This is a genomic window from Burkholderia multivorans ATCC BAA-247 (assembly GCF_000959525.1).
Classification (GTDB): Bacteria; Pseudomonadota; Gammaproteobacteria; order Burkholderiales; family Burkholderiaceae; genus Burkholderia; species Burkholderia multivorans.
The window spans coordinates 480,710-498,569 of the sequence record NZ_CP009832.1; the positions used below are offsets into that span (position 1 = coordinate 480,710).

Below are 17,860 nucleotides of genomic sequence, written 5' to 3' on the forward strand. Positions count from 1 at the left end.
ATTTTGGGATGACGATGAAAAAGACTGCTCTCGACTTCTGGGTCGGCCTGTTCGTGGTGGTGGGGTTCGTTGCGCTGCTGTTCCTTGCGCTGAAGGTCGGCAACATGAGCTCGCTGTCGTTTCAGCCGACGTATTCGGTGAGGATGAAGTTCGACAACATCGGCGGGCTGAAGCCGCGTGCGGCCGTGAAGAGCGCCGGTGTCGTGGTCGGCCGCGTGAAGTCGATCGGCTTCGATCCGAATACCTATCAGGCGGTCGTGACGGTCGATCTCGACAGCCAGTATCCGTTTCCGAAGGATTCGTCCGCGAAGATCCTGACGTCGGGCCTGCTCGGCGAGCAATATATCGGACTCGATCCGGGCGGCGACACCGAGATGCTGAAGTCGGGCGACACGATCGCGATGACGCAGTCGGCGATCGTGCTCGAAAACCTGATCGGGCAATTCCTGTACAGCAAGGCGGCCGACGCGGGCGGCTCGAAGCCGGCTGCAGGCGCAGCGGGGGCGCCCGGCGCGCCGGCCGCACCGGCTCCCGTGCCGGTGCCGGCGTCGGCGGTCGCGGGTTCGGCCGCACAATAAACACACAAGAGAACAAAGAGGGTAACCAACATGCAGACGATCCGGATCAGGCACGCCGCGCTCGCGGCTGTGGCCGTCGCCGCGTTGAGCGGCTGCGCGACCGTGCAGACGCCGACCAAGGGCGATCCGCTCGAAGGCTTCAACCGCACGATGTACAAGTTCAACGACACCGTCGACACGTACGCGCTGAAGCCGGTCGCGAAGGGCTATCAGTACGTGGTGCCGCAGCCGGTGCGCGACAGCGTGACGAACTTCTTCTCGAACATCGGGGACGTCTATATCGCGGCGAACAACCTCGTGCAGCTGCGCATCGCGGACGGCGTCGGCGACCTGATGCGCGTCGTGATCAACACGGTATTCGGCGTCGGCGGCCTGTTCGACGTCGCGACGATCGCGAAGCTGCCGAAGCACACGGCCGATTTCGGGATCACGATGGGCCGCTACGGCGTGCCGTCGGGCCCGTACCTCGTGCTGCCGCTGCTCGGCCCGAGCACGCTGCGCGATGCGGCCGGCCTGGGCGTCGACTACGTCGGCAATCCGCTCACCTACGTGAAGCCGGACAGCGTGAGCTGGGGGCTGTACGGCGTGAACCTCGTCAACACGCGCGCGAACCTGCTCGGCGCGGGCGACGTGCTCGATGCCGCGGCGCTCGACAAGTATTCGTTCGTGCGCAACGCCTATCTGCAGCGCCGCCAGATGCTGATCAACAACGCACGCGGCGAGGCCGGCGCGCCGGCGTCGAACGACGCGCTGCCGCAGTACGAGCTGCCGGACGACACGGCGGCCCCGGCGGCAGCCGGCGCAGCAGGCAGCGCGGGTGCCGCGGCGGTCGGCGGCGCGGCCGCGCCCGCGGGCGCATCGGCTGCCGAGCCGGCCTCCGGCGCAGCCGCGCCGAACCCGGCCAGCGCAACGACGGTGCCGCCGATGCAGGTGACGCCGCCGGCACCCGGCGGTCTGCGCCTGCCGAGCTTCCGGCTGCACTGACCGGCTTACAATCGTTACAGCCGGAAACGATTCAGTCGGTAGCGCACGCGAACTTGCGCGTAAGCTACCGGCTCCAACCTTCGCATCGACTCACTCATGCAGGTCACTATGATGAAAAAACTGTTCCTGATCCCCGTTTTCGCGGCGCTGTTCTCGTTCGGCAGCGCAGCCCACGCGCAAGTCGACCAGTCGAACCCGCAGGCGCTGATCAAGACGGCGACGCAGCAGGTCCTCGATGAAGTGAAGCAGCAGACGATCAAGCCGGGCGACACGAATCGCATCATCTCGATCGTCAACAAGGACATCCTGCCGTACACCGATTTCCGCCGTACCACGCAGCTCGCGATGGGCCGCAACTGGCGCACGGCGACGCCCGAGCAGCAGCAGCAGGTGCAGGAGCAGTTCAAGCTGCTGCTGATCCGCACCTACTCGGGCGCGCTCGCGCAGCTGAAGCCGGACCAGCAGATCCAGTACCCGCCGTTCCGTGCCGATCCGGCCGATACCGACGTCGTCGTGCGTACGGTCGCGATGAACAACGGCCAGCCGGTGCAGATCGACTACCGTCTGTACAAGACGGCGAACGGCTGGAAGGTGTATGACCTGAACGTGCTGGGCGCGTGGCTGATCCAGACGTATCAGCAGCAGTTCAACGAGAAGATCCAGCAAAGCGGCGTCGACGGCCTGATCAAGTTCCTGACGCAGCGCAACCAGGAGCTTGCCGCCGGCAAGCAGGCATCGTGAGCGGCTTCGAAGCCGGCCCCTCGCTGACCGTCGCGAGCGCGAAGACCGCGCTCGCGGCCGGTCTCGCACACGTCGCCGCGGGCGCCACCGCGGTCGATTGCGCATCGCTCGCGCAGTTCGATTCGTCCGCGCTCGCGGTGCTGCTCGCATGGCAGCGCGCCGCGAAAGCGCGCGGCGCCACTCTCGACATCCTCCATCTCCCGCCGAAGCTCGCCAGCCTTGCGCGCGCCTATGGCGTCGACGCCCTGATCGACGGCAACGCGCGACATTGACGCTGTCCGACCGGAGCCTGCCGCGCCGCCCGGCGCGCGCATGCTCGACGCGGCGCGCCCGCCGCATCGGCTTCGCCAGCCGGTTTGCCCTATAATCAAGCGTTTTGCGGGGCTGCCAATCGGCGTCCGTCCCCCATTTTCTTTCGCAGCAAGCACAGAATAGGCGTCGCGGCCGATGCGCCGCGCACAGTCATGTCAGCCATAGAAATCCGTCACGTCAAGAAGCGCTACAAGTCGCTTCAGGCGCTCAAGGGCGTCAGCCTGTCGGTCGAGGAGGGCGAGTTCTTCGGTCTGCTCGGCCCCAACGGCGCCGGCAAGACCACGCTCATCAGCATCCTCGCCGGGCTCGCCCGGGCCGACGAAGGCAGCATCTCGGTGCGCGGCCACGACGTCGTCAAGGACTTCCGCGGCGCGCGTCTTGCGCTCGGCGTCGTCCCGCAGGAGCTCGTGTTCGATCCGTTCTTCACCGTGCGCGAGACGCTGCGGATCCAGTCCGGCTATTTCGGGCTGCGCCGCAACGACGACTGGATCGACGAAGTGATGGCGAACCTCGACCTGACCGAAAAGGCCGACGCGAACATGCGTGCACTGTCGGGCGGCATGAAGCGCCGCGTGCTGGTCGCGCAGGCACTCGTGCACCGGCCGCCGGTGATCGTGCTCGACGAGCCGACGGCCGGCGTCGATGTCGAGCTGCGCCAGACGCTTTGGAAATTCATCTCGCGGCTGAACCGCGAAGGTCACACGATCGTGCTGACGACGCACTATCTCGAGGAAGCGCAGTCGCTCTGCGATCGCATCGCGATGCTGCGGCGCGGCGAGGTGGTTGCGCTCGATCGCACCGACGCGCTGCTGCGGCGCTTCGCGGGATTGCAGCTGTATCTGCGCTTTGCGACCGGCGCGCTGCCGGCCGAGCTGCGCGGGCTCGAGACCGATCCGGCCGCGCGCGCGCCGCGCGAGCATCTGCTGAGGCTGTCGAGCTACGACGATGTGGAACGGATTCTCGCGCAGTGCCGCGCGGCCGGCTGCACGTTCGACGAGATCGAGGTCCGCAAGGCCGACCTCGAGGATGTGTTCGTTCAGGTGATGAACGGCGGCGAGGTGATCGAGGGACTGGCATGAAACAACAACCGACGCAGCCGCTGCGCGCACTGCCCGCCGATGCGGCGGCCCGGCAGGTCGCCGGAAGCGGCTTTCGCACGCTGTTCTACAAGGAGCTGCTGCGCTTCTGGAAGGTATCGTTCCAGACGGTCCTGGCGCCCGTCGTCACCGCGCTGCTGTATCTGACGATCTTCGGCCACGCGCTGTCGGGCCGCGTCGAAGTGTATCCAGGCGTCGAGTACGTGAGCTTTCTCGTGCCGGGCCTCGTGATGATGAGCGTGCTGCAGAACGCGTTCGCGAACAGCTCGTCGTCGCTGATCCAGTCGAAGATCACCGGCAACCTCGTGTTCGTGCTGCTGCCGCCGCTGTCGTACCGCGACATCTTCGGCGCGTACGTGCTCGCGTCGGTGGTGCGCGGGCTGACGGTCGGCGCGGGCGTGTTCGTCGTGACGATCTGGTTCATCCCCATGCATTTCGCGGCGCCGCTGTTCATCGTCGCGTTCGCGCTGCTCGGCTCCGCGATCCTCGGCACGCTCGGGCTGATCGCCGGCATCTGGGCCGAGAAGTTCGACCAGCTCGCCGCGTTCCAGAACTTCCTGATCATGCCGCTGACGTTCCTGTCCGGCGTGTTCTATTCGACGCACTCGCTGCCGCCCGTGTGGCGCGAGGTCTCGCGTCTGAATCCGTTTTTCTACATGATCGACGGCTTCCGCTACGGGTTCTTCGGCGCGTCCGACATCCACCCGTTCACGAGCCTCGCGATCGTCGCCGGTTTCTTCGTGCTGCTCGCGATGTTCGCGATGCGGCTGCTCGCGACCGGCTACAAGCTGCGTCATTGATATCGAATGGCAGCGGCCGCAGCAGGCGGCGCGCGCCGACAGGAGCCTTTCATGTTGCCGACTCCCGAACAGGTCAAGCAATACATCGCAGGCGGGCTCGCCTGCACGCATCTGGAAGTCGAAGGTGACGGCCAGCATTTCTTCGCGACGATCGTGTCGCCGGCCTTCGAAGGCAAGCGGCCGATCCAGCGCCATCAGCTCGTGTATGCGGCGCTCGGCGACCGCATGAAGCAGGAAATCCACGCGCTCAGCATGAAGACGCTGACGCCCGCCGAATGGCAGAACGCATAACCGGAAAAACTGAGTGCAAGTCACCGTCAACGAGCGCGACGCCGTGCAGAGCGTCGCGACGGCACACCCGGCCGCCAACGGGGAAACGCAGGGGCAGGGGATGGACAAGCTCGTGATCGAAGGCGGCCGCCGGCTCGCGGGCGAGATCGTCGTGTCGGGCGCGAAGAACGCGGCGCTGCCGATTCTGTGCGCGGGGCTGCTGAGCGCCGAGCCCGTGCACCTCGACAACGTGCCGAATCTGCAGGACGTGCGCACCACGCTGAAGGTGCTCGGCCAGATGGGCGTGAAGAGCGAGACCGACGGCTGCCGCGTGCAGCTCGACGCGTCGCGCGTCGACAATCTCGTCGCGCCGTACGAGCTCGTGAAGACGATGCGCGCGTCGATCCTCGTGCTCGGCCCGCTGCTCGCGCGCTTCGGCGAGGCGAAGGTATCGCTGCCCGGCGGCTGCGCGATCGGTGCGCGGCCCGTCGACCAGCACATCAAGGGGCTGCAGGCGATGGGCGCCGAGATCAGCATCGAGCACGGCTTCATCGAGGCGCGCGCGAAGCGCCTGAAGGGCGCGCGCATCGTGACCGACATGATTACGGTGACGGGCACCGAAAACCTGCTGATGGCCGCCACGCTCGCCGACGGCGAGACCGTGATCGAAAACGCGGCGCGCGAACCGGAAGTGAGCGATCTCGCACACTTGCTGGTCGCGATGGGCGCGAAAATCGACGGCATCGGCACCGACCGCCTCGTGATCCAGGGCGTCGAGCGCCTGCACGGCGCGCACCACGCGGTGATTCCGGACCGCATCGAGGCCGGCACGTTCCTGTGCGCGGTCGCGGCGGCGGGCGGCGACGTGACGCTGACCGGCGTGCGTCCGCACATCCTCGACGCGGTGATCGACAAGCTCCGTGAAGCCGGCGTGACGGTCGAGGAAGGCGATCGCTGGCTACGCGTGAAGATGGATCGCCGGCCGAACGCGGTGACGATCCGCACGTCCGAATACCCGGCGTTTCCGACCGACATGCAGGCACAGTTCATGGCGCTCAATTCGGTGGCGACCGGCACCGCGCAGGTCGTCGAAACGATCTTCGAGAACCGCTTCATGCACGTGCAGGAGCTGAACCGCCTCGGTGCGAACATCACGGTCGACGGCAACACGGCGCTCGTGACGGGCGTCGACAAGCTGTCGGGCGCGAACGTGATGGCGACCGATCTGCGCGCCTCCGCGAGCCTCGTGATCGCCGGGCTGCGCGCCGAAGGCGAGACGCGCGTCGACCGCATCTATCACCTCGATCGCGGCTACGACCGCATGGAAGCCAAACTGACCGCCGTCGGCGCGAATGTGCGCCGCGTCTCCGGGAGCCAAGCATGAGCGCGCCGCTGACCCTCGCCCTGTCGAAGGGCCGCATTTTCGAGGAAACCCTGCCGCTGCTGGCCGCAGCCGGCGTGCAGGTTGCCGAGGATCCGGAAACGTCGCGCAAGCTGATCCTGCCGACGACCGATCCGAACCTGCGCGTGATCATCGTGCGCGCGAGCGACGTGCCGACCTACGTCGAATACGGCGCGGCCGATTTCGGCGTGGCCGGCAAGGACGTGCTCGTCGAGCACGGCGGCTCGGGGCTGTATCAGCCGATCGATCTGAACATTGCGCGCTGCCGGATGTCGGTCGCGGTGCCGGCCGGCTTCGATTACGCGAACGCGGTGCGCCAGGGCGCGCGGCTGCGCGTCGCGACGAAGTACGTCGAAACGGCGCGCGAACACTTCGCCGCGAAGGGCGTGCACGTCGACCTGATCAAGCTGTACGGCTCGATGGAGCTCGCGCCGCTCGTCGGGCTCGCGGACGCGATCGTCGATCTGGTCAGCTCGGGCGGCACGCTGAAGGCGAACAATCTGGTCGAGGTCGAGGAGATCATGGCGATCTCGTCGCGTCTCGTCGTGAACCAGGCTGCGCTGAAGTTGAAGCGCGCGGCGCTCAAGCCGTTCCTCGACGCGTTCGAACGCGCGTCGCAGAATGGCGTATGAGCGCATCACCGTAACGGAACTCCCATGTCCATCACCATCCGCAAACTCGATTCGACGAGCGAAGGCTTCGACGCCGCGCTGCGTGCGGTGCTCGCGTTCGAAGCGAGCGAAGACGAGGCGATCGAGCGCTCGGTCGCGCAGATCCTCGCCGACGTGAAGTCGCGCGGCGACGCCGCGGTGCTCGAGTACACGAACCGCTTCGACCGGCTGAACGCGGACAGCGTCGCCGCGCTCGAACTGCCGCAGGACGCGCTGCAGGCCGCGCTGGACGGCCTCGAGCCGAAGGCGCGCGCCGCGCTGGAAGCGGCCGCCGCGCGCGTGCGCGGGTACCACGAGAAGCAGAAGATCGAATGCGGCACGCATAGCTGGCAGTACACGGAAAGCGACGGCACGGTGCTCGGCCAGAAGATCACGCCGCTCGATCGCGTCGGCCTCTACGTGCCGGGCGGCAAGGCCGCGTATCCGTCGTCGGTGCTGATGAACGCGATTCCCGCGCGCGTCGCGGGCGTCGGCGAGATCGTGATGGTGGTCCCGACCCCGGACGGCGTGAAGAACGACCTCGTGCTCGCCGCCGCGCTGCTCGGCGGCGTCGACCGTGTGTTCACGATCGGCGGCGCGCAGGCCGTCGGCGCGCTCGCGTACGGCACCGAGACCGTGCCGGCCGTCGACAAGATCTGCGGGCCCGGCAATGCGTACGTCGCGTCGGCGAAGCGCCGCGTGTTCGGCACGGTCGGCATCGACATGATCGCCGGCCCGTCGGAGATCCTCGTGCTGTGCGACGGCACGACCGATCCGAGCTGGGTCGCGATGGACCTGTTCTCGCAGGCCGAGCACGACGAACTCGCGCAGTCGATCCTGCTCTGCCCGGACGCGTCGTTCATCGAGCGCGTCGAGAAGGCGATCGCCGAGCTGCTGCCGTCGATGCCGCGCCAGGACGTGATCCGCGCGTCGCTCGAAGGGCGCGGCGCGCTGATCAAGGTGCGCGACATGACGGAAGCATGCCGGATCGCCAACGACATCGCGCCCGAGCACCTCGAGATTTCCGCGCTCGAGCCGCAGCAATGGAGCCAGCAGATCCGCCATGCGGGCGCGATCTTCCTCGGCCGCTACACGAGCGAGAGCCTCGGCGACTACTGCGCGGGGCCGAACCACGTGCTGCCGACGTCGCGCACGGCGCGCTTCTCGTCGCCGCTCGGCGTGTACGACTTCATCAAGCGCTCGAGCCTGATCGAGGTCAGCGCGGAAGGCGCGCATACGCTCGGCGAAATCGCGGCCGAACTCGCGTACGGCGAGGGCCTGCAGGCGCACGCGAAGAGCGCCGAGTTCCGGATGAAGGGGTGACCGGCCGCCGGAACCGCGTTCCGGCGCCGCGCAGGAGACGAGCGCAGGGCGGCAGCCGCCGCCTTGCCGACCATTTGACGCCGGCGCGATGCACGCCGGCTTGCCTACCATGACGACGCCACAAGACATCATCCGCCGCGACGTGCTCGCCATGACGAGCTATCCGGTGCCGGACGCGAGCGGGTTCGTGAAACTCGACGCGATGGAGAACCCGTACCCGCTGCCCGAGCCGCTCGCCACGGCGCTCGGCGAACGGCTCGGGCGGGTCGCGCTGAACCGCTATCCGGCGCCTCGCCCGGCCGCGCTGCTCGACAAGCTGCGCCATGCGATGGGCGTGCCCGGCACGTGCGACGTGCTGCTCGGCAACGGTTCCGACGAAATCATCAGCATGATCTCGGTCGCGTGCGCGAAACCGGGCGCGAAGGTGCTCGCGCCCGTGCCCGGCTTCGTGATGTACGAACTGTCCGCGCGATTCGCGCAGCTTGACTTCGTCGGCGTGCCGCTGAAGGCCGACCTGACGCTCGACGTCGATGCGATGCTCGCGGCGATCGCCGAGCATCGGCCGGCCATCGTGTATCTCGCGTATCCGAACAACCCGACCGGCACGCTGTACGACGATGCCCACATCGAGCGCATCCTGCGCGCGGCGACGCACAGCCTGATCGTGATCGACGAGGCGTACCAGCCGTTCGCGCAGCACAGCTGGCTGCCGCGCGCGGGCGAGTTCGACAACGTCGTCGTGATGCGCACGGTGTCGAAGCTCGGCCTCGCGGGGATCCGGCTCGGCTACCTGGTCGGCCGGCCTGCGTGGCTCAACGAATTCGACAAGGTGCGCCCGCCGTACAACATCAACGTGCTGACGCAGGCAACCGCCGACTTCCTGCTCGACCATCTCGACGTGCTCGACGCGCAGGCGGCCGAATTGCGTGCCGAGCGCGCGCGGCTCGCGCAGGCGGTGGCCGCGCTGCCGGGCGCGACGGTGTTCCCGAGCGCCGGCAATTTCCTGCTGGTGCGCGTGCCCGACGCGGCTGCCGTGTTCGACGCGCTGCTCACCGAGCGGGTGCTCGTCAAAAACGTGAGTAAAATGCATCCGTTGCTGGCCGAATGCGTGCGGCTGACCGTCGGTTCTCCCGACGAAAACGCGCGCCTGCTGGCTGCCCTGAAACTCGCGCTGCCCGATTGACGCCACGGCGCGGCGGCGCGCGACGATCAATCCCCATTTACATCAGACTCATTCAAGGAATTGCCATGCGTGTGGCGGAAGTCGTTCGCAATACCAGCGAAACGCAGATCCGTGTGAAGCTCGATCTCGACGGCACCGGCCGGCAGAAGCTGGCCACCGGCGTGCCGTTTCTCGACCATATGCTCGACCAGATCGCGCGACACGGTCTGGTCGACCTCGAGGTCGAAGCGCATGGCGACACGCATATCGACGATCACCACACGGTCGAGGACGTCGGCATCACGCTCGGCCAAGCCGTCGCGAAGGCGATCGGCGACAAGAAGGGCATCCGCCGCTACGGCCACGCGTACGTGCCGCTCGACGAAGCGCTGTCGCGCGTCGTGATCGACTTCTCGGGCCGTCCCGGCCTCGAATTCCACGTGCCGTTCACGCGTGCGCGGATCGGCACGTTCGACGTCGATCTGTCGATCGAATTCTTCCGCGGTTTCGTGAACCATGCAGGCGTCACGCTGCATATCGACAACCTGCGCGGCATCAACGCGCACCATCAGCTCGAGACGGTGTTCAAGGCGTTCGGCCGCGCGCTGCGCGCGGCGGTCGAACTGGACGAGCGCGCGGCCGGGCAGATTCCGTCGACCAAGGGCAGCCTCTGAACTGACGACCGGACGGACGGCAAGGACAAGCTCACGGCTTCGGCGCAACGCGCCGGCTTGCGATGGATCTGCTCAAATCGTTCATTTCGCTGCTCGCGCTGATCAATCCGGTCGGCGCGGTGCCGTTCTTCCTGAGCCTGACTGCGCAGCAGAACGAAGCGGAACGGCGCCGCACGATCCGGATCGCGTCGGTATCGGTGTTCTGCGTGATGACGGTGACGGTGCTGCTCGGGCAGCAGATCATCCGCTTCTTCGGGATTTCGGTCGGCTCGCTTGAAGTCGGCGGCGGGATCATCATGTTGCTGATGGCGATCAGCATGCTGAACGCGCAGATCGGCAACACGCGCTCGACGCCCGAGGAACGCGACGAGGCCGAACTGAAGGACAACATCGCGGTGGTGCCGCTCGCGATCCCGCTGCTCACGGGCCCCGGCTCGATCAGCACCGCGATCGTGTATGCGGCGAATGCGCATCACTGGTATGAGCGGGCCGGGCTCGTCGCGATCGGCGCGATTCTGGCACTGCTGTGTTTCGTTGCGATGCGGCTCGCGGAGCCGATCGCGAACTGGATCGGCCGTACCGGCATCAACATCGCCACGCGGCTGATGGGTCTGATGCTGTCGGCGCTGGCGGTGGAATTCATCGTCAATGGACTGAGGGCGCTACTGCCTGCACTGAGATGAAAACTTCGATTGCGATTGTGGATTATGGGATGGGCAACCTGCGCTCGGTCGCGCAGGCGCTCAAGAAGGCCGAGCCGGCCGCCGACGTGGCGATCGTCGATACGCCGGCCGCGATTCGCGCAGCCGACCGCGTCGTGCTGCCGGGCCAGGGCGCGATGCCGGACTGCATGCGCTGCCTCGGCGAGTCGGGCCTGCAGGAGGCCGTCGTCGAAGCGTCGCGCACGAAGCCGCTGCTCGGCGTGTGCGTCGGCGAGCAGATGCTGTTCGACTGGAGCGCGGAAGGCGACACGAAGGGGCTCGGGCTGCTGCCCGGCAAGGTCGTGCGCTTCGAACTCGACGGGCGGCTGCAGGACGACGGCTCGCGCTTCAAGGTGCCGCAGATGGGCTGGAACCGCGTGCGCCAGTCGCGCGCGCACGCGCTGTGGGACGGCGTGCCCGACGATGCGTATTTCTATTTCGTGCACAGCTATTACGTGATGCCGGACGATCCGGCGCATACGGTCGGCGAAACGGCGTACGGCGCGCCGTTTACGTCCGCGGTCGCGCGCGACAACATCTTCGCGACCCAATTCCACCCGGAAAAAAGTGCGGAGGTCGGGTTGCGTCTGTATCGCAACTTCGTACACTGGAAACCGTAAACGTGGTGCGCGAACCACAGTCGACGGGCCGGAAACGCCCGTCGTACGGGGCTCGCGCGCGTAGGCGCCGAAAGAGTTGTACTAAACTAGCGAGACGGCGCGGCACCGGTTTGGCCGGTACGCGCCGGATTCTTTTCTTTTTCCACGACGACACCCGATTGCTATGCTGCTGATTCCGGCCATCGATCTCAAAGACGGTCAGTGTGTGCGCCTCAAACAGGGCGATATGGACCAGGCCACGATTTTCTCCGAGGACCCGGCGGCGATGGCCCGCAAGTGGGTCGATCTCGGCGCCCGGCGGCTGCATCTCGTCGACCTGAACGGCGCATTCGCCGGCAAGCCGAAGAATCTCGATGCGATCGAAGCGATCCTCGACGAAGTCGGCGATGAAATCCCGGTGCAGCTCGGCGGCGGCATTCGCAGCCTCGAGACGATCGAGAAGTATCTCGACGCGGGCCTGTCGTACGTGATCATCGGCACGGCGGCCGTGAAGGACCCGGGCTTTCTGCGCGACGCATGCACGGCGTTCCAGGGCAACATCATCGTCGGCCTCGACGCGAAGGACGGCAAGGTCGCGACCGACGGCTGGAGCAAGCTGACCGGCCACGAAGTGATCGACCTCGCGCAGAAGTTCGAGGATTACGGTGTCGAATCGATCGTCTACACCGACATCGGCCGCGACGGAATGCTGCAGGGCATCAACATCGACGCGACCGTGAAGCTCGCGCAGGCGGTCGGCATCCCGGTGATCGCGAGCGGCGGCCTGTCGAACCTCGAAGACATCGACAAGCTCTGCGAAGTGGAAGAAGAAGGTGTCGAAGGTGTGATCTGCGGTCGCGCGATCTACTCCGGCGATCTCGATTTCGCGGCCGCGCAACGGCGTGCCGATGAACTGAACGGCGAGCTCGACGACGCCTGAGCGCGTTCTTCGCTTTCGCCGGGGCCGCCTGCGGGCGGCCCGACCGGGCGTCTCGTGCGAGACGTCCGCAACCGGCCGCCCGACCGGCCGTAACCGGCCGTCCCCGTCGCGGCATTTGGCGCAACATCATGGCTCTAGCTAAACGCATCATCCCCTGCCTGGACGTGACTGCCGGGCGTGTCGTCAAGGGCGTCAACTTCGTCGAACTGCGCGATGCGGGCGACCCCGTCGAGATCGCCCGCCGCTACGACGAGCAGGGCGCCGACGAACTGACGTTCCTCGACATCACCGCGACGTCCGACCAGCGCGACCTGATCTTGCCGATCATCGAGGCCGTCGCGTCGCAGGTCTTCATCCCGCTGACGGTCGGCGGCGGCGTGCGCGCCGTCGAGGACGTGCGGCGCCTGCTCAACGCGGGCGCGGACAAGGTCAGCATGAATTCGTCGGCAGTCGCGAATCCGCAGCTCGTGCGCGACGCGGCCGACAAGTACGGTTCGCAGTGCATCGTCGTCGCGATCGACGCGAAGCGCGTGTCGGCCGACGGCGAGCCGCCGCGCTGGGAAGTGTTCACGCACGGCGGCCGCAAGGGCACGGGCCTCGACGCGATCGAATGGGCGCGCAAGATGGCCGAGTTCGGCGCGGGCGAGATCCTGCTCACGAGCATGGACCGCGACGGCACGAAGTCGGGCTTCGACCTCGCGCTCACGCGCGGCGTGTCCGACGCGGTGCCGGTGCCGGTGATCGCATCGGGCGGCGTCGGCTCGCTGCAGCATCTGGCCGACGGCATCAAGGACGGCCGTGCGGATGCGGTGCTCGCCGCGAGCATCTTCCACTACGGCGAGCACACGGTCGGCGAAGCGAAGCGCTTCATGGCCGAGCAGGGCATCCCGGTGAGGCTGTGATGAATACCGAAACGAAACCGCTGCCCGCGTGGCTCGACAAGGTCCGCTGGGACGACAACGGCCTCGTGCCCGTGATCGCGCAGGAAGCGTCGACGAACGACGTGCTGATGTTCGCGTGGATGAACCGCGAAGCACTGGCGAAGACGATCGAGACGCGGCGCGCGGTCTATTATTCGCGCTCGCGCAAGCGCCTGTGGTTCAAGGGCGAGGAGTCGGGCCACGTGCAGCACGTGCACGAGGTGCGGCTCGACTGCGACGAAGACGTCGTACTGCTGAAGGTCGAGCAGGTGTCGGGCATCGCCTGCCACACCGGCCGGCATTCGTGCTTCTTCCAGAAATTCGAAGGCACCGTCGACGCAGGCCAGTGGGTCGCGGTCGATCCGGTGCTGAAAGACCCCGAACATATCTACAAATGACGCAATCGACCGAAGACACGCTGCTGCGCCTCGCCGGCGTGATCGACAGCCGCAAGGGCGGCGATCCCGAACAATCGTACGTATCGCGCCTGTTCCACAAGGGCGACGACGCTGTGCTGAAGAAGATCGGCGAAGAGGCGACCGAAGTCGTGCTGGCCGCGAAGGACGTGCGCCAGGGCGGCGCGCCGTCCGCGCTGGTCGGCGAGGTCGCCGATCTCTGGTTCCATTGCCTCGTGATGCTGTCGCATTTCGATCTGAGCCCGGCCGACGTGATCGCCGAGCTCGAGCGGCGCGAAGGGCTGTCGGGGATCGAGGAGAAGGCGCTGCGCAAGCGCCGCGAGCGCGAGGCAAACGGCGGCTGACGTACGCCGACCCGCGCCGATGGCGGTCGTGCGGTAAGCTGTAAGAATTGTCATCTGACGGGGGTAGCATCATGACCGATACGTCGAGCCAGTTTCCGCCGCCGGCGGTGTCCGCCGCGGCGGAGGCCGAGCGCCTGAAGGGGCTGCGCACGCTCACGCACGTGCTGTACGCGCTGTACGCGATCCATTGGCTGACCGGCGGGATCACGGGCATCATCGCGATCATCATCAACTACGTGAAGCGCGGCGACGTGGCCGGCACGCCGTACGCCGATCACTTCGAGTGGCAGATCCGCACGTTCTGGCGCGCGCTGATCGCCTACGTGATCGGATTCGCGCTCGCGTTCGTGGCGGTCGGGTTCGCGGTGATGTTTGTCACGTGGATTTGGACGCTGTACCGTATCATCAAGGGTTGGCTGTACCTGAACGACAACAAGGCGCTCGATCCGCAGGCCTGGTTCTGACGGGCCGCGTGCGGGCACCAGCAGGAGCAACATGAGTCACGATCCGAATTGCCTGTTCTGCAAGATCGCGGCAGGCGAAATCCCGAGCACGAAAGTGCACGAGGACGACGAATTCGTCGCGTTCCGCGACATCCGCCCGGCGGCCGACACGCACGTGCTCGTGATCCCGCGTCGCCATCTGCCGACGCTGTCGGCGGCGACCGACGACGACGCGCCGATGCTCGGCCGGCTGATGGTGCTCGTCGCGCGGCTTGCCGATCAGCTGGGCGTCGCGTATACGGGCGGCGAAACGGGTTTCCGCACCGTGATCAACACGGGCCCCGGCGGCGGGCAGGAGGTTTACCATCTGCACGCGCACATCCTGGCCGGCCCGCGCCCGTGGCAGCGGATGGGTTGACGGCGCGGGGCATTTTCCGCATTGACAGTCGAAGCCGGCGCGTCGCCGGCGATTTGCGCCGCGCGCGGCGTGGTTGAGGAGAGGTTTCATCATGGGTGGATTGAGCATTTGGCACTGGCTGATCGTGCTGCTGATCGTCGCGCTGGTTTTCGGCACGAAGAAGCTGCGCAACATCGGCAACGATCTCGGCAGCGCGGTGAAGGGCTTCAAGGACGGCATGAAGGACGGCGATGCGCCGGCCGACGCGCAGCAACTGCCGCGCTCGGGCACGGTGGACGTGAACGCGAAGGAAGCGACGCGTTCCGATTCGAACAAGGCGTAACGCCGGCGCTGACAGGCATTCGCGATGCTGGATCTCGGTCTTTCGAAGATGGCGCTGATCGGCGTCGTCGCGCTCGTGGTGCTCGGCCCCGAGCGCCTGCCGCGCGTTGCGCGCACGGCCGGCGCGCTGTTCGGCCGCGCGCAGCGCTACATCAACGACGTGAAGGCCGAGGTCTCGCGCGAAATCGAGCTCGATGCGCTGCGCACGATGAAAAGCGATTTCGAGACGGCGGCGCGCAACGTCGAGACGACGATTCACGACAACCTGCGCGAGCACGAGAAGGACCTCAACGAATCGTGGAATGCGGCGATCGGCGGTCTGAACGACGCGGTGCACGGCACGTCGGCTTCGTCGGAATCCGATCCGCAGCCGGCCGCCCCGACATGGCGCGGCAGCGTCGCGGCGTCGGCGCCGAAGCGGCGCAACTGGCGCGTGAAGCAGAGCGCGACGCCGGTCTGGTACAAGCGCGCCACGACGCGCCGCACGCACGTGCAATCGGGCGCGGCGCGCGTCGCGCGGCACCAGCCGGCGAGCCTGCGCCGGCCGGCGCGCTTCTTCTGAGCTGAGCGCATGCGCGCTCGTCAATCCTACCGAGGGCCGGTGTGAGCGACCCCCAGCAGAATCCGGACGACGCTCCGGAAGAAACCTTCATTTCCCATCTCGTCGAGCTCCGCGATCGCATCATCCGCGCGGGGCTGGCCGTCATCGTCGTGTTTCTCGGGCTCGTCTACTGGGCGCCCGACATCTTCCGGCTGCTCGCGCGGCCGCTGATGGAGAATCTGCCGAAGGGCGGCAAGATGATCGTCACCGACGTGACGGGCTCGTTCTTCGTGCCGATGAAGGTCACGATGCTCGTCGCGCTCGTGATCGCGCTGCCGGTCGTGCTGTACCAGATCTGGGCATTCGTTGCGCCCGGGCTGTACCAGCACGAGAAGAAGCTCGTCGCGCCGCTCGTCGGCAGCAGCTACGTGCTGTTCCTCTGCGGGATGGCGTTCGCGTACTTCCTCGTGTTCCCGACGATCTTCCGCGTGATGGCGCACTACAACGCCCCGCTCGGCGCGGAGATGTCGACCGATATCGACAACTACCTGAGTTTCGTGCTCGGGATGTTCATCGCGTTCGGTGTCACGTTCGAAGTGCCGATCGTCGTCGTGCTGCTCGTGCGGATGGGCGTGCTGACGCTGCAGAAGTTGAAGGAAATCCGGCCGTACGTGATCGTCGGCGCGTTCGTCGTCGCGGCGGTCGTCACGCCGCCGGACGTATTCTCGCAATTGATGCTCGCGTTGCCGCTCGTCGTGCTGTACGAGGCCGGCATTCTCGCCGCGCGATTCTTCGTGCCGAAGCCGAGCGCCGAGGCCGAAGCGGAGAACGGCGCCGCGAGTTGAGCGGCGGGCCGGTCATGCCGCCGACGTGCGCCGCGCCGCTTGCACGTCGCGCTCGAAAGTAGAAAGGGCAGCCTGCCGGCTGCCCTTTTTCGTTGCGTGTCCGCCGTTTGCGATCGCGGCGGCTGCCGGCCCGCGCACCGCGGTGCGCCATGCCGGCCGCGCGGCGCGCGTTACTCGGTGTCGCTGTCCTGATCGTCGAGCGTCTGCTTCGGCGGCGGCGGACGCTTGCCGATCACGACGTTGACGTCGAATTGCTTGCCCTTGCGCACCACGTGCACCTTCGTCGACGTGCCGGGCTTGATCTGCGCGACGACGTTCAGCAGCTTCGTCGTATCGGTGATGTCCTCGCCGTTGACCGTCACGAGGATGTCGCCCGGCTTGATGCCGGCCTTGTCGGCCGGGCCGCCCTGCAGCACGCCCGCGACGATCGCGCCCGATTTCTGCTGGAGCCCGAACGACTCGGCGATTTCCGGCGTCACGTCCTGCGGTTCGACGCCGATCCAGCCGCGCGTGACCGAGCCGGTCGTGATGATGCTCTCGAGCACCGTGCGCGCGGTCGACACCGGAATCGCGAAGCCGATGCCGAGCGAGCCGCCCGAGCGCGAGTAGATCGCCGTGTTGATTCCGAGCAGGTTGCCGTTCACGTCGACGAGTGCGCCGCCCGAGTTGCCGGGGTTGATCGGCGCGTCGGTCTGGATGAAGTTCTCGAACGTGTTGATCCCGAGGTGGTTGCGGCCGAGCGCGCTGATGATGCCCATCGTGACCGTCTGGCCGACGCCGAACGGGTTGCCGATCGCGAGCACGACGTCGCCGACGCGTGCTTGGTCGGAGCGGCCGAGCGTGATCGTCGGCAGGTTCGTCATGTTGATCTTCAGCACCGCGAGATCGGTTTCGGGATCGCTGCCGATCACCTTCGCGGTCGCGGTACGGCCGTCGGCGAGCGCGACTTCGATCTGGTCGGCGCCGTCGACGACGTGCTGGTTCGTTAGAATGTAACCTTCCGGGCTCACGATGACGCCCGAGCCGAGATTGGCCGCCGGTTCGTCCTGCTGCTTGCGCGCGTTGCGGTCGCCGAAGAAATAGCGAAACAGCGGATCTTTCGCGCGCGGATCGGGCGGCAGCGAGCCGTCTTTGCTCGAGAATACGTTGACGACTGCCGGCATCGCCTTTTGCGCGGCATCGGCGTACGACGTGGTCGCCGCTGCACCGCCGATGCTGCCCGGCGCGACTTCGCGCAGCGCGACGATCGGCGTGGCGAGCTGCTTGCCGAGCTGTCCCTGACGTTGCAGCCATTGCGGCTTGAGCGTCACGACGATGAACATCAGCGCGAGCAGCACCGTGACCGCTTGCGCGAAGAACAGCCAGAAGCGTCTAAGCAT

The 17,860-nt window shown here is 66.8% G+C and carries 24 protein-coding genes; 23 read left to right on the forward strand and 1 reads right to left on the reverse strand.

The window, feature by feature from the left end:
* The first annotated feature begins 8 nt into the window (after nucleotides 1–8).
* The 23 genes from mlaD (at nucleotide 9) to tatC (ending at nucleotide 16,481) form a co-directional block, all read left to right on the forward strand.
* Nucleotides 9–578 carry an outer membrane lipid asymmetry maintenance protein MlaD gene (mlaD, locus tag NP80_RS14690; protein WP_006400593.1) on the forward strand — a complete coding sequence of 190 codons (570 nt, stop codon included), beginning with the start codon at nucleotides 9–11 and terminating at the stop codon, nucleotides 576–578.
* Between the two features lie 30 nt (nucleotides 579–608).
* On the forward strand, nucleotides 609–1,562 hold the full coding sequence (locus NP80_RS14695) for an MlaA family lipoprotein (protein ID WP_006406985.1): 954 nt from the start codon (nucleotides 609–611) through the stop codon (nucleotides 1,560–1,562).
* A 111-nt stretch (nucleotides 1,563–1,673) separates the two neighbouring features.
* Nucleotides 1,674–2,303 (forward strand): MlaC/ttg2D family ABC transporter substrate-binding protein, encoded by a 630-nt coding sequence (locus tag NP80_RS14700; RefSeq protein WP_012467727.1) that lies wholly within the window; start codon nucleotides 1,674–1,676, stop codon nucleotides 2,301–2,303.
* On the forward strand, nucleotides 2,300–2,575 hold the full coding sequence (locus NP80_RS14705; RefSeq protein WP_006400590.1) for an STAS domain-containing protein: 276 nt from the start codon (nucleotides 2,300–2,302) through the stop codon (nucleotides 2,573–2,575). Before NP80_RS14700 ends, NP80_RS14705 begins: the two co-directional genes overlap by 4 nt.
* Nucleotides 2,576–2,767: 192 nt before the next feature.
* On the forward strand, nucleotides 2,768–3,694 hold the full coding sequence (locus tag NP80_RS14710; RefSeq protein WP_006406984.1) for an ABC transporter ATP-binding protein: 927 nt from the start codon (nucleotides 2,768–2,770) through the stop codon (nucleotides 3,692–3,694).
* Nucleotides 3,691–4,512 (forward strand): ABC transporter permease, encoded by an 822-nt coding sequence (locus tag NP80_RS14715; protein ID WP_006400588.1) that lies wholly within the window; start codon nucleotides 3,691–3,693, stop codon nucleotides 4,510–4,512. The genes NP80_RS14710 and NP80_RS14715 overlap by 4 nt, the downstream gene beginning before the upstream one ends.
* A gap of 51 nt (nucleotides 4,513–4,563) precedes the next feature.
* Complete coding sequence (locus NP80_RS14720; RefSeq protein WP_006406983.1) at nucleotides 4,564–4,803, forward strand: BolA family protein; 240 nt, start codon at nucleotides 4,564–4,566, stop codon at nucleotides 4,801–4,803.
* Between the two features lie 13 nt (nucleotides 4,804–4,816).
* The gene (murA, locus tag NP80_RS14725) at nucleotides 4,817–6,166 is read left to right on the forward strand and encodes a UDP-N-acetylglucosamine 1-carboxyvinyltransferase (protein WP_006400586.1); all 1,350 of its coding nucleotides are present in this window, start codon (nucleotides 4,817–4,819) and stop codon (nucleotides 6,164–6,166) included.
* Nucleotides 6,163–6,816, forward strand: coding sequence for an ATP phosphoribosyltransferase (gene hisG / locus NP80_RS14730; protein WP_006406982.1), 654 nt, complete (start codon nucleotides 6,163–6,165; stop codon nucleotides 6,814–6,816). Before murA ends, hisG begins: the two co-directional genes overlap by 4 nt.
* 24 nt (nucleotides 6,817–6,840) lie before the next feature.
* A complete protein-coding gene (gene hisD, locus NP80_RS14735; RefSeq protein WP_006411133.1) occupies nucleotides 6,841–8,157 on the forward strand; it encodes a histidinol dehydrogenase in 1,317 nt (438 codons plus the stop codon).
* Between the two features lie 109 nt (nucleotides 8,158–8,266).
* Nucleotides 8,267–9,340, forward strand: a complete 1,074-nt coding sequence (hisC, locus tag NP80_RS14740; protein WP_006411134.1) for a histidinol-phosphate transaminase — start codon at nucleotides 8,267–8,269, stop codon at nucleotides 9,338–9,340.
* 65 nt (nucleotides 9,341–9,405) lie between these two features.
* Entirely contained in the window at nucleotides 9,406–9,993 is a 588-nt protein-coding gene (gene hisB / locus NP80_RS14745) for an imidazoleglycerol-phosphate dehydratase HisB (RefSeq protein WP_006400582.1), read from the forward strand.
* A gap of 62 nt (nucleotides 9,994–10,055) precedes the next feature.
* Nucleotides 10,056–10,676 (forward strand): YchE family NAAT transporter, encoded by a 621-nt coding sequence (locus tag NP80_RS14750; RefSeq protein ID WP_006400581.1) that lies wholly within the window; start codon nucleotides 10,056–10,058, stop codon nucleotides 10,674–10,676.
* The gene (gene hisH, locus NP80_RS14755) at nucleotides 10,673–11,314 is read left to right on the forward strand and encodes an imidazole glycerol phosphate synthase subunit HisH (protein ID WP_006400580.1); all 642 of its coding nucleotides are present in this window, start codon (nucleotides 10,673–10,675) and stop codon (nucleotides 11,312–11,314) included. Before NP80_RS14750 ends, hisH begins: the two co-directional genes overlap by 4 nt.
* Before the next feature lie 163 nt (nucleotides 11,315–11,477).
* Complete coding sequence (hisA, locus tag NP80_RS14760; protein ID WP_006400579.1) at nucleotides 11,478–12,233, forward strand: 1-(5-phosphoribosyl)-5-[(5-phosphoribosylamino)methylideneamino]imidazole-4-carboxamide isomerase; 756 nt, start codon at nucleotides 11,478–11,480, stop codon at nucleotides 12,231–12,233.
* A 128-nt stretch (nucleotides 12,234–12,361) separates the two neighbouring features.
* On the forward strand, nucleotides 12,362–13,135 hold the full coding sequence (gene hisF / locus NP80_RS14765; RefSeq protein ID WP_006406979.1) for an imidazole glycerol phosphate synthase subunit HisF: 774 nt from the start codon (nucleotides 12,362–12,364) through the stop codon (nucleotides 13,133–13,135).
* Nucleotides 13,135–13,551 (forward strand): phosphoribosyl-AMP cyclohydrolase, encoded by a 417-nt coding sequence (gene hisI / locus NP80_RS14770; RefSeq protein ID WP_006411137.1) that lies wholly within the window; start codon nucleotides 13,135–13,137, stop codon nucleotides 13,549–13,551. The genes hisF and hisI overlap by 1 nt, the downstream gene beginning before the upstream one ends.
* Nucleotides 13,548–13,913 carry a phosphoribosyl-ATP diphosphatase gene (locus NP80_RS14775; protein ID WP_006400576.1) on the forward strand — a complete coding sequence of 122 codons (366 nt, stop codon included), beginning with the start codon at nucleotides 13,548–13,550 and terminating at the stop codon, nucleotides 13,911–13,913. Before hisI ends, NP80_RS14775 begins: the two co-directional genes overlap by 4 nt.
* A gap of 71 nt (nucleotides 13,914–13,984) precedes the next feature.
* A complete protein-coding gene (locus tag NP80_RS14780; RefSeq protein WP_006400575.1) occupies nucleotides 13,985–14,377 on the forward strand; it encodes a DUF4870 family protein in 393 nt (130 codons plus the stop codon).
* A 31-nt stretch (nucleotides 14,378–14,408) separates the two neighbouring features.
* Nucleotides 14,409–14,774 carry a histidine triad nucleotide-binding protein gene (locus NP80_RS14785; RefSeq protein WP_006400574.1) on the forward strand — a complete coding sequence of 122 codons (366 nt, stop codon included), beginning with the start codon at nucleotides 14,409–14,411 and terminating at the stop codon, nucleotides 14,772–14,774.
* A 91-nt stretch (nucleotides 14,775–14,865) separates the two neighbouring features.
* Nucleotides 14,866–15,096, forward strand: coding sequence for a Sec-independent protein translocase subunit TatA (gene tatA, locus NP80_RS14790; RefSeq protein ID WP_006400573.1), 231 nt, complete (start codon nucleotides 14,866–14,868; stop codon nucleotides 15,094–15,096).
* Nucleotides 15,097–15,120: 24 nt separating this feature from the next.
* Complete coding sequence (gene tatB, locus NP80_RS14795; RefSeq protein WP_006411135.1) at nucleotides 15,121–15,657, forward strand: Sec-independent protein translocase protein TatB; 537 nt, start codon at nucleotides 15,121–15,123, stop codon at nucleotides 15,655–15,657.
* Between the two features lie 41 nt (nucleotides 15,658–15,698).
* Nucleotides 15,699–16,481, forward strand: coding sequence for a twin-arginine translocase subunit TatC (gene tatC / locus NP80_RS14800; protein WP_006400571.1), 783 nt, complete (start codon nucleotides 15,699–15,701; stop codon nucleotides 16,479–16,481).
* Nucleotides 16,482–16,651: 170 nt separating this feature from the next.
* Here the strand turns inward: tatC and NP80_RS14805 are convergent, their stop codons facing one another.
* The gene (locus NP80_RS14805) at nucleotides 16,652–17,860 is read right to left on the reverse strand and encodes a Do family serine endopeptidase (protein ID WP_006400570.1); all 1,209 of its coding nucleotides are present in this window, start codon (nucleotides 17,858–17,860) and stop codon (nucleotides 16,652–16,654) included.

Bases quoted from the DNA above. Each gene is read 5' to 3' on its own strand.
- mlaD (WP_006400593.1), top strand. From the start codon at position 9: ATGACGATGAAAAAGACTGCTCTCGACTTCTGGGTCGGCCTGTTCGTG.
- NP80_RS14695 (WP_006406985.1), top strand. From the start codon at position 609: ATGCAGACGATCCGGATCAGGCACGCCGCGCTCGCGGCTGTGGCCGTC.
- NP80_RS14700 (WP_012467727.1), top strand. From the start codon at position 1,674: ATGAAAAAACTGTTCCTGATCCCCGTTTTCGCGGCGCTGTTCTCGTTC.
- NP80_RS14710 (WP_006406984.1), top strand. From the start codon at position 2,768: ATGTCAGCCATAGAAATCCGTCACGTCAAGAAGCGCTACAAGTCGCTT.
- NP80_RS14715 (WP_006400588.1), top strand. From the start codon at position 3,691: ATGAAACAACAACCGACGCAGCCGCTGCGCGCACTGCCCGCCGATGCG.
- NP80_RS14720 (WP_006406983.1), top strand. From the start codon at position 4,564: ATGTTGCCGACTCCCGAACAGGTCAAGCAATACATCGCAGGCGGGCTC.
- hisG (WP_006406982.1), top strand. From the start codon at position 6,163: ATGAGCGCGCCGCTGACCCTCGCCCTGTCGAAGGGCCGCATTTTCGAG.
- hisD (WP_006411133.1), top strand. From the start codon at position 6,841: ATGTCCATCACCATCCGCAAACTCGATTCGACGAGCGAAGGCTTCGAC.
- hisC (WP_006411134.1), top strand. From the start codon at position 8,267: ATGACGACGCCACAAGACATCATCCGCCGCGACGTGCTCGCCATGACG.
- hisB (WP_006400582.1), top strand. From the start codon at position 9,406: ATGCGTGTGGCGGAAGTCGTTCGCAATACCAGCGAAACGCAGATCCGT.
- NP80_RS14750 (WP_006400581.1), top strand. From the start codon at position 10,056: ATGGATCTGCTCAAATCGTTCATTTCGCTGCTCGCGCTGATCAATCCG.
- hisH (WP_006400580.1), top strand. From the start codon at position 10,673: ATGAAAACTTCGATTGCGATTGTGGATTATGGGATGGGCAACCTGCGC.
- hisA (WP_006400579.1), top strand. From the start codon at position 11,478: ATGCTGCTGATTCCGGCCATCGATCTCAAAGACGGTCAGTGTGTGCGC.
- hisF (WP_006406979.1), top strand. From the start codon at position 12,362: ATGGCTCTAGCTAAACGCATCATCCCCTGCCTGGACGTGACTGCCGGG.
- hisI (WP_006411137.1), top strand. From the start codon at position 13,135: ATGAATACCGAAACGAAACCGCTGCCCGCGTGGCTCGACAAGGTCCGC.
- NP80_RS14775 (WP_006400576.1), top strand. From the start codon at position 13,548: ATGACGCAATCGACCGAAGACACGCTGCTGCGCCTCGCCGGCGTGATC.
- NP80_RS14780 (WP_006400575.1), top strand. From the start codon at position 13,985: ATGACCGATACGTCGAGCCAGTTTCCGCCGCCGGCGGTGTCCGCCGCG.
- NP80_RS14785 (WP_006400574.1), top strand. From the start codon at position 14,409: ATGAGTCACGATCCGAATTGCCTGTTCTGCAAGATCGCGGCAGGCGAA.
- tatA (WP_006400573.1), top strand. From the start codon at position 14,866: ATGGGTGGATTGAGCATTTGGCACTGGCTGATCGTGCTGCTGATCGTC.
- tatB (WP_006411135.1), top strand. From the start codon at position 15,121: ATGCTGGATCTCGGTCTTTCGAAGATGGCGCTGATCGGCGTCGTCGCG.
- NP80_RS14805 (WP_006400570.1), bottom strand. From the start codon at position 17,860: ATGCTTAGACGCTTCTGGCTGTTCTTCGCGCAAGCGGTCACGGTGCTG.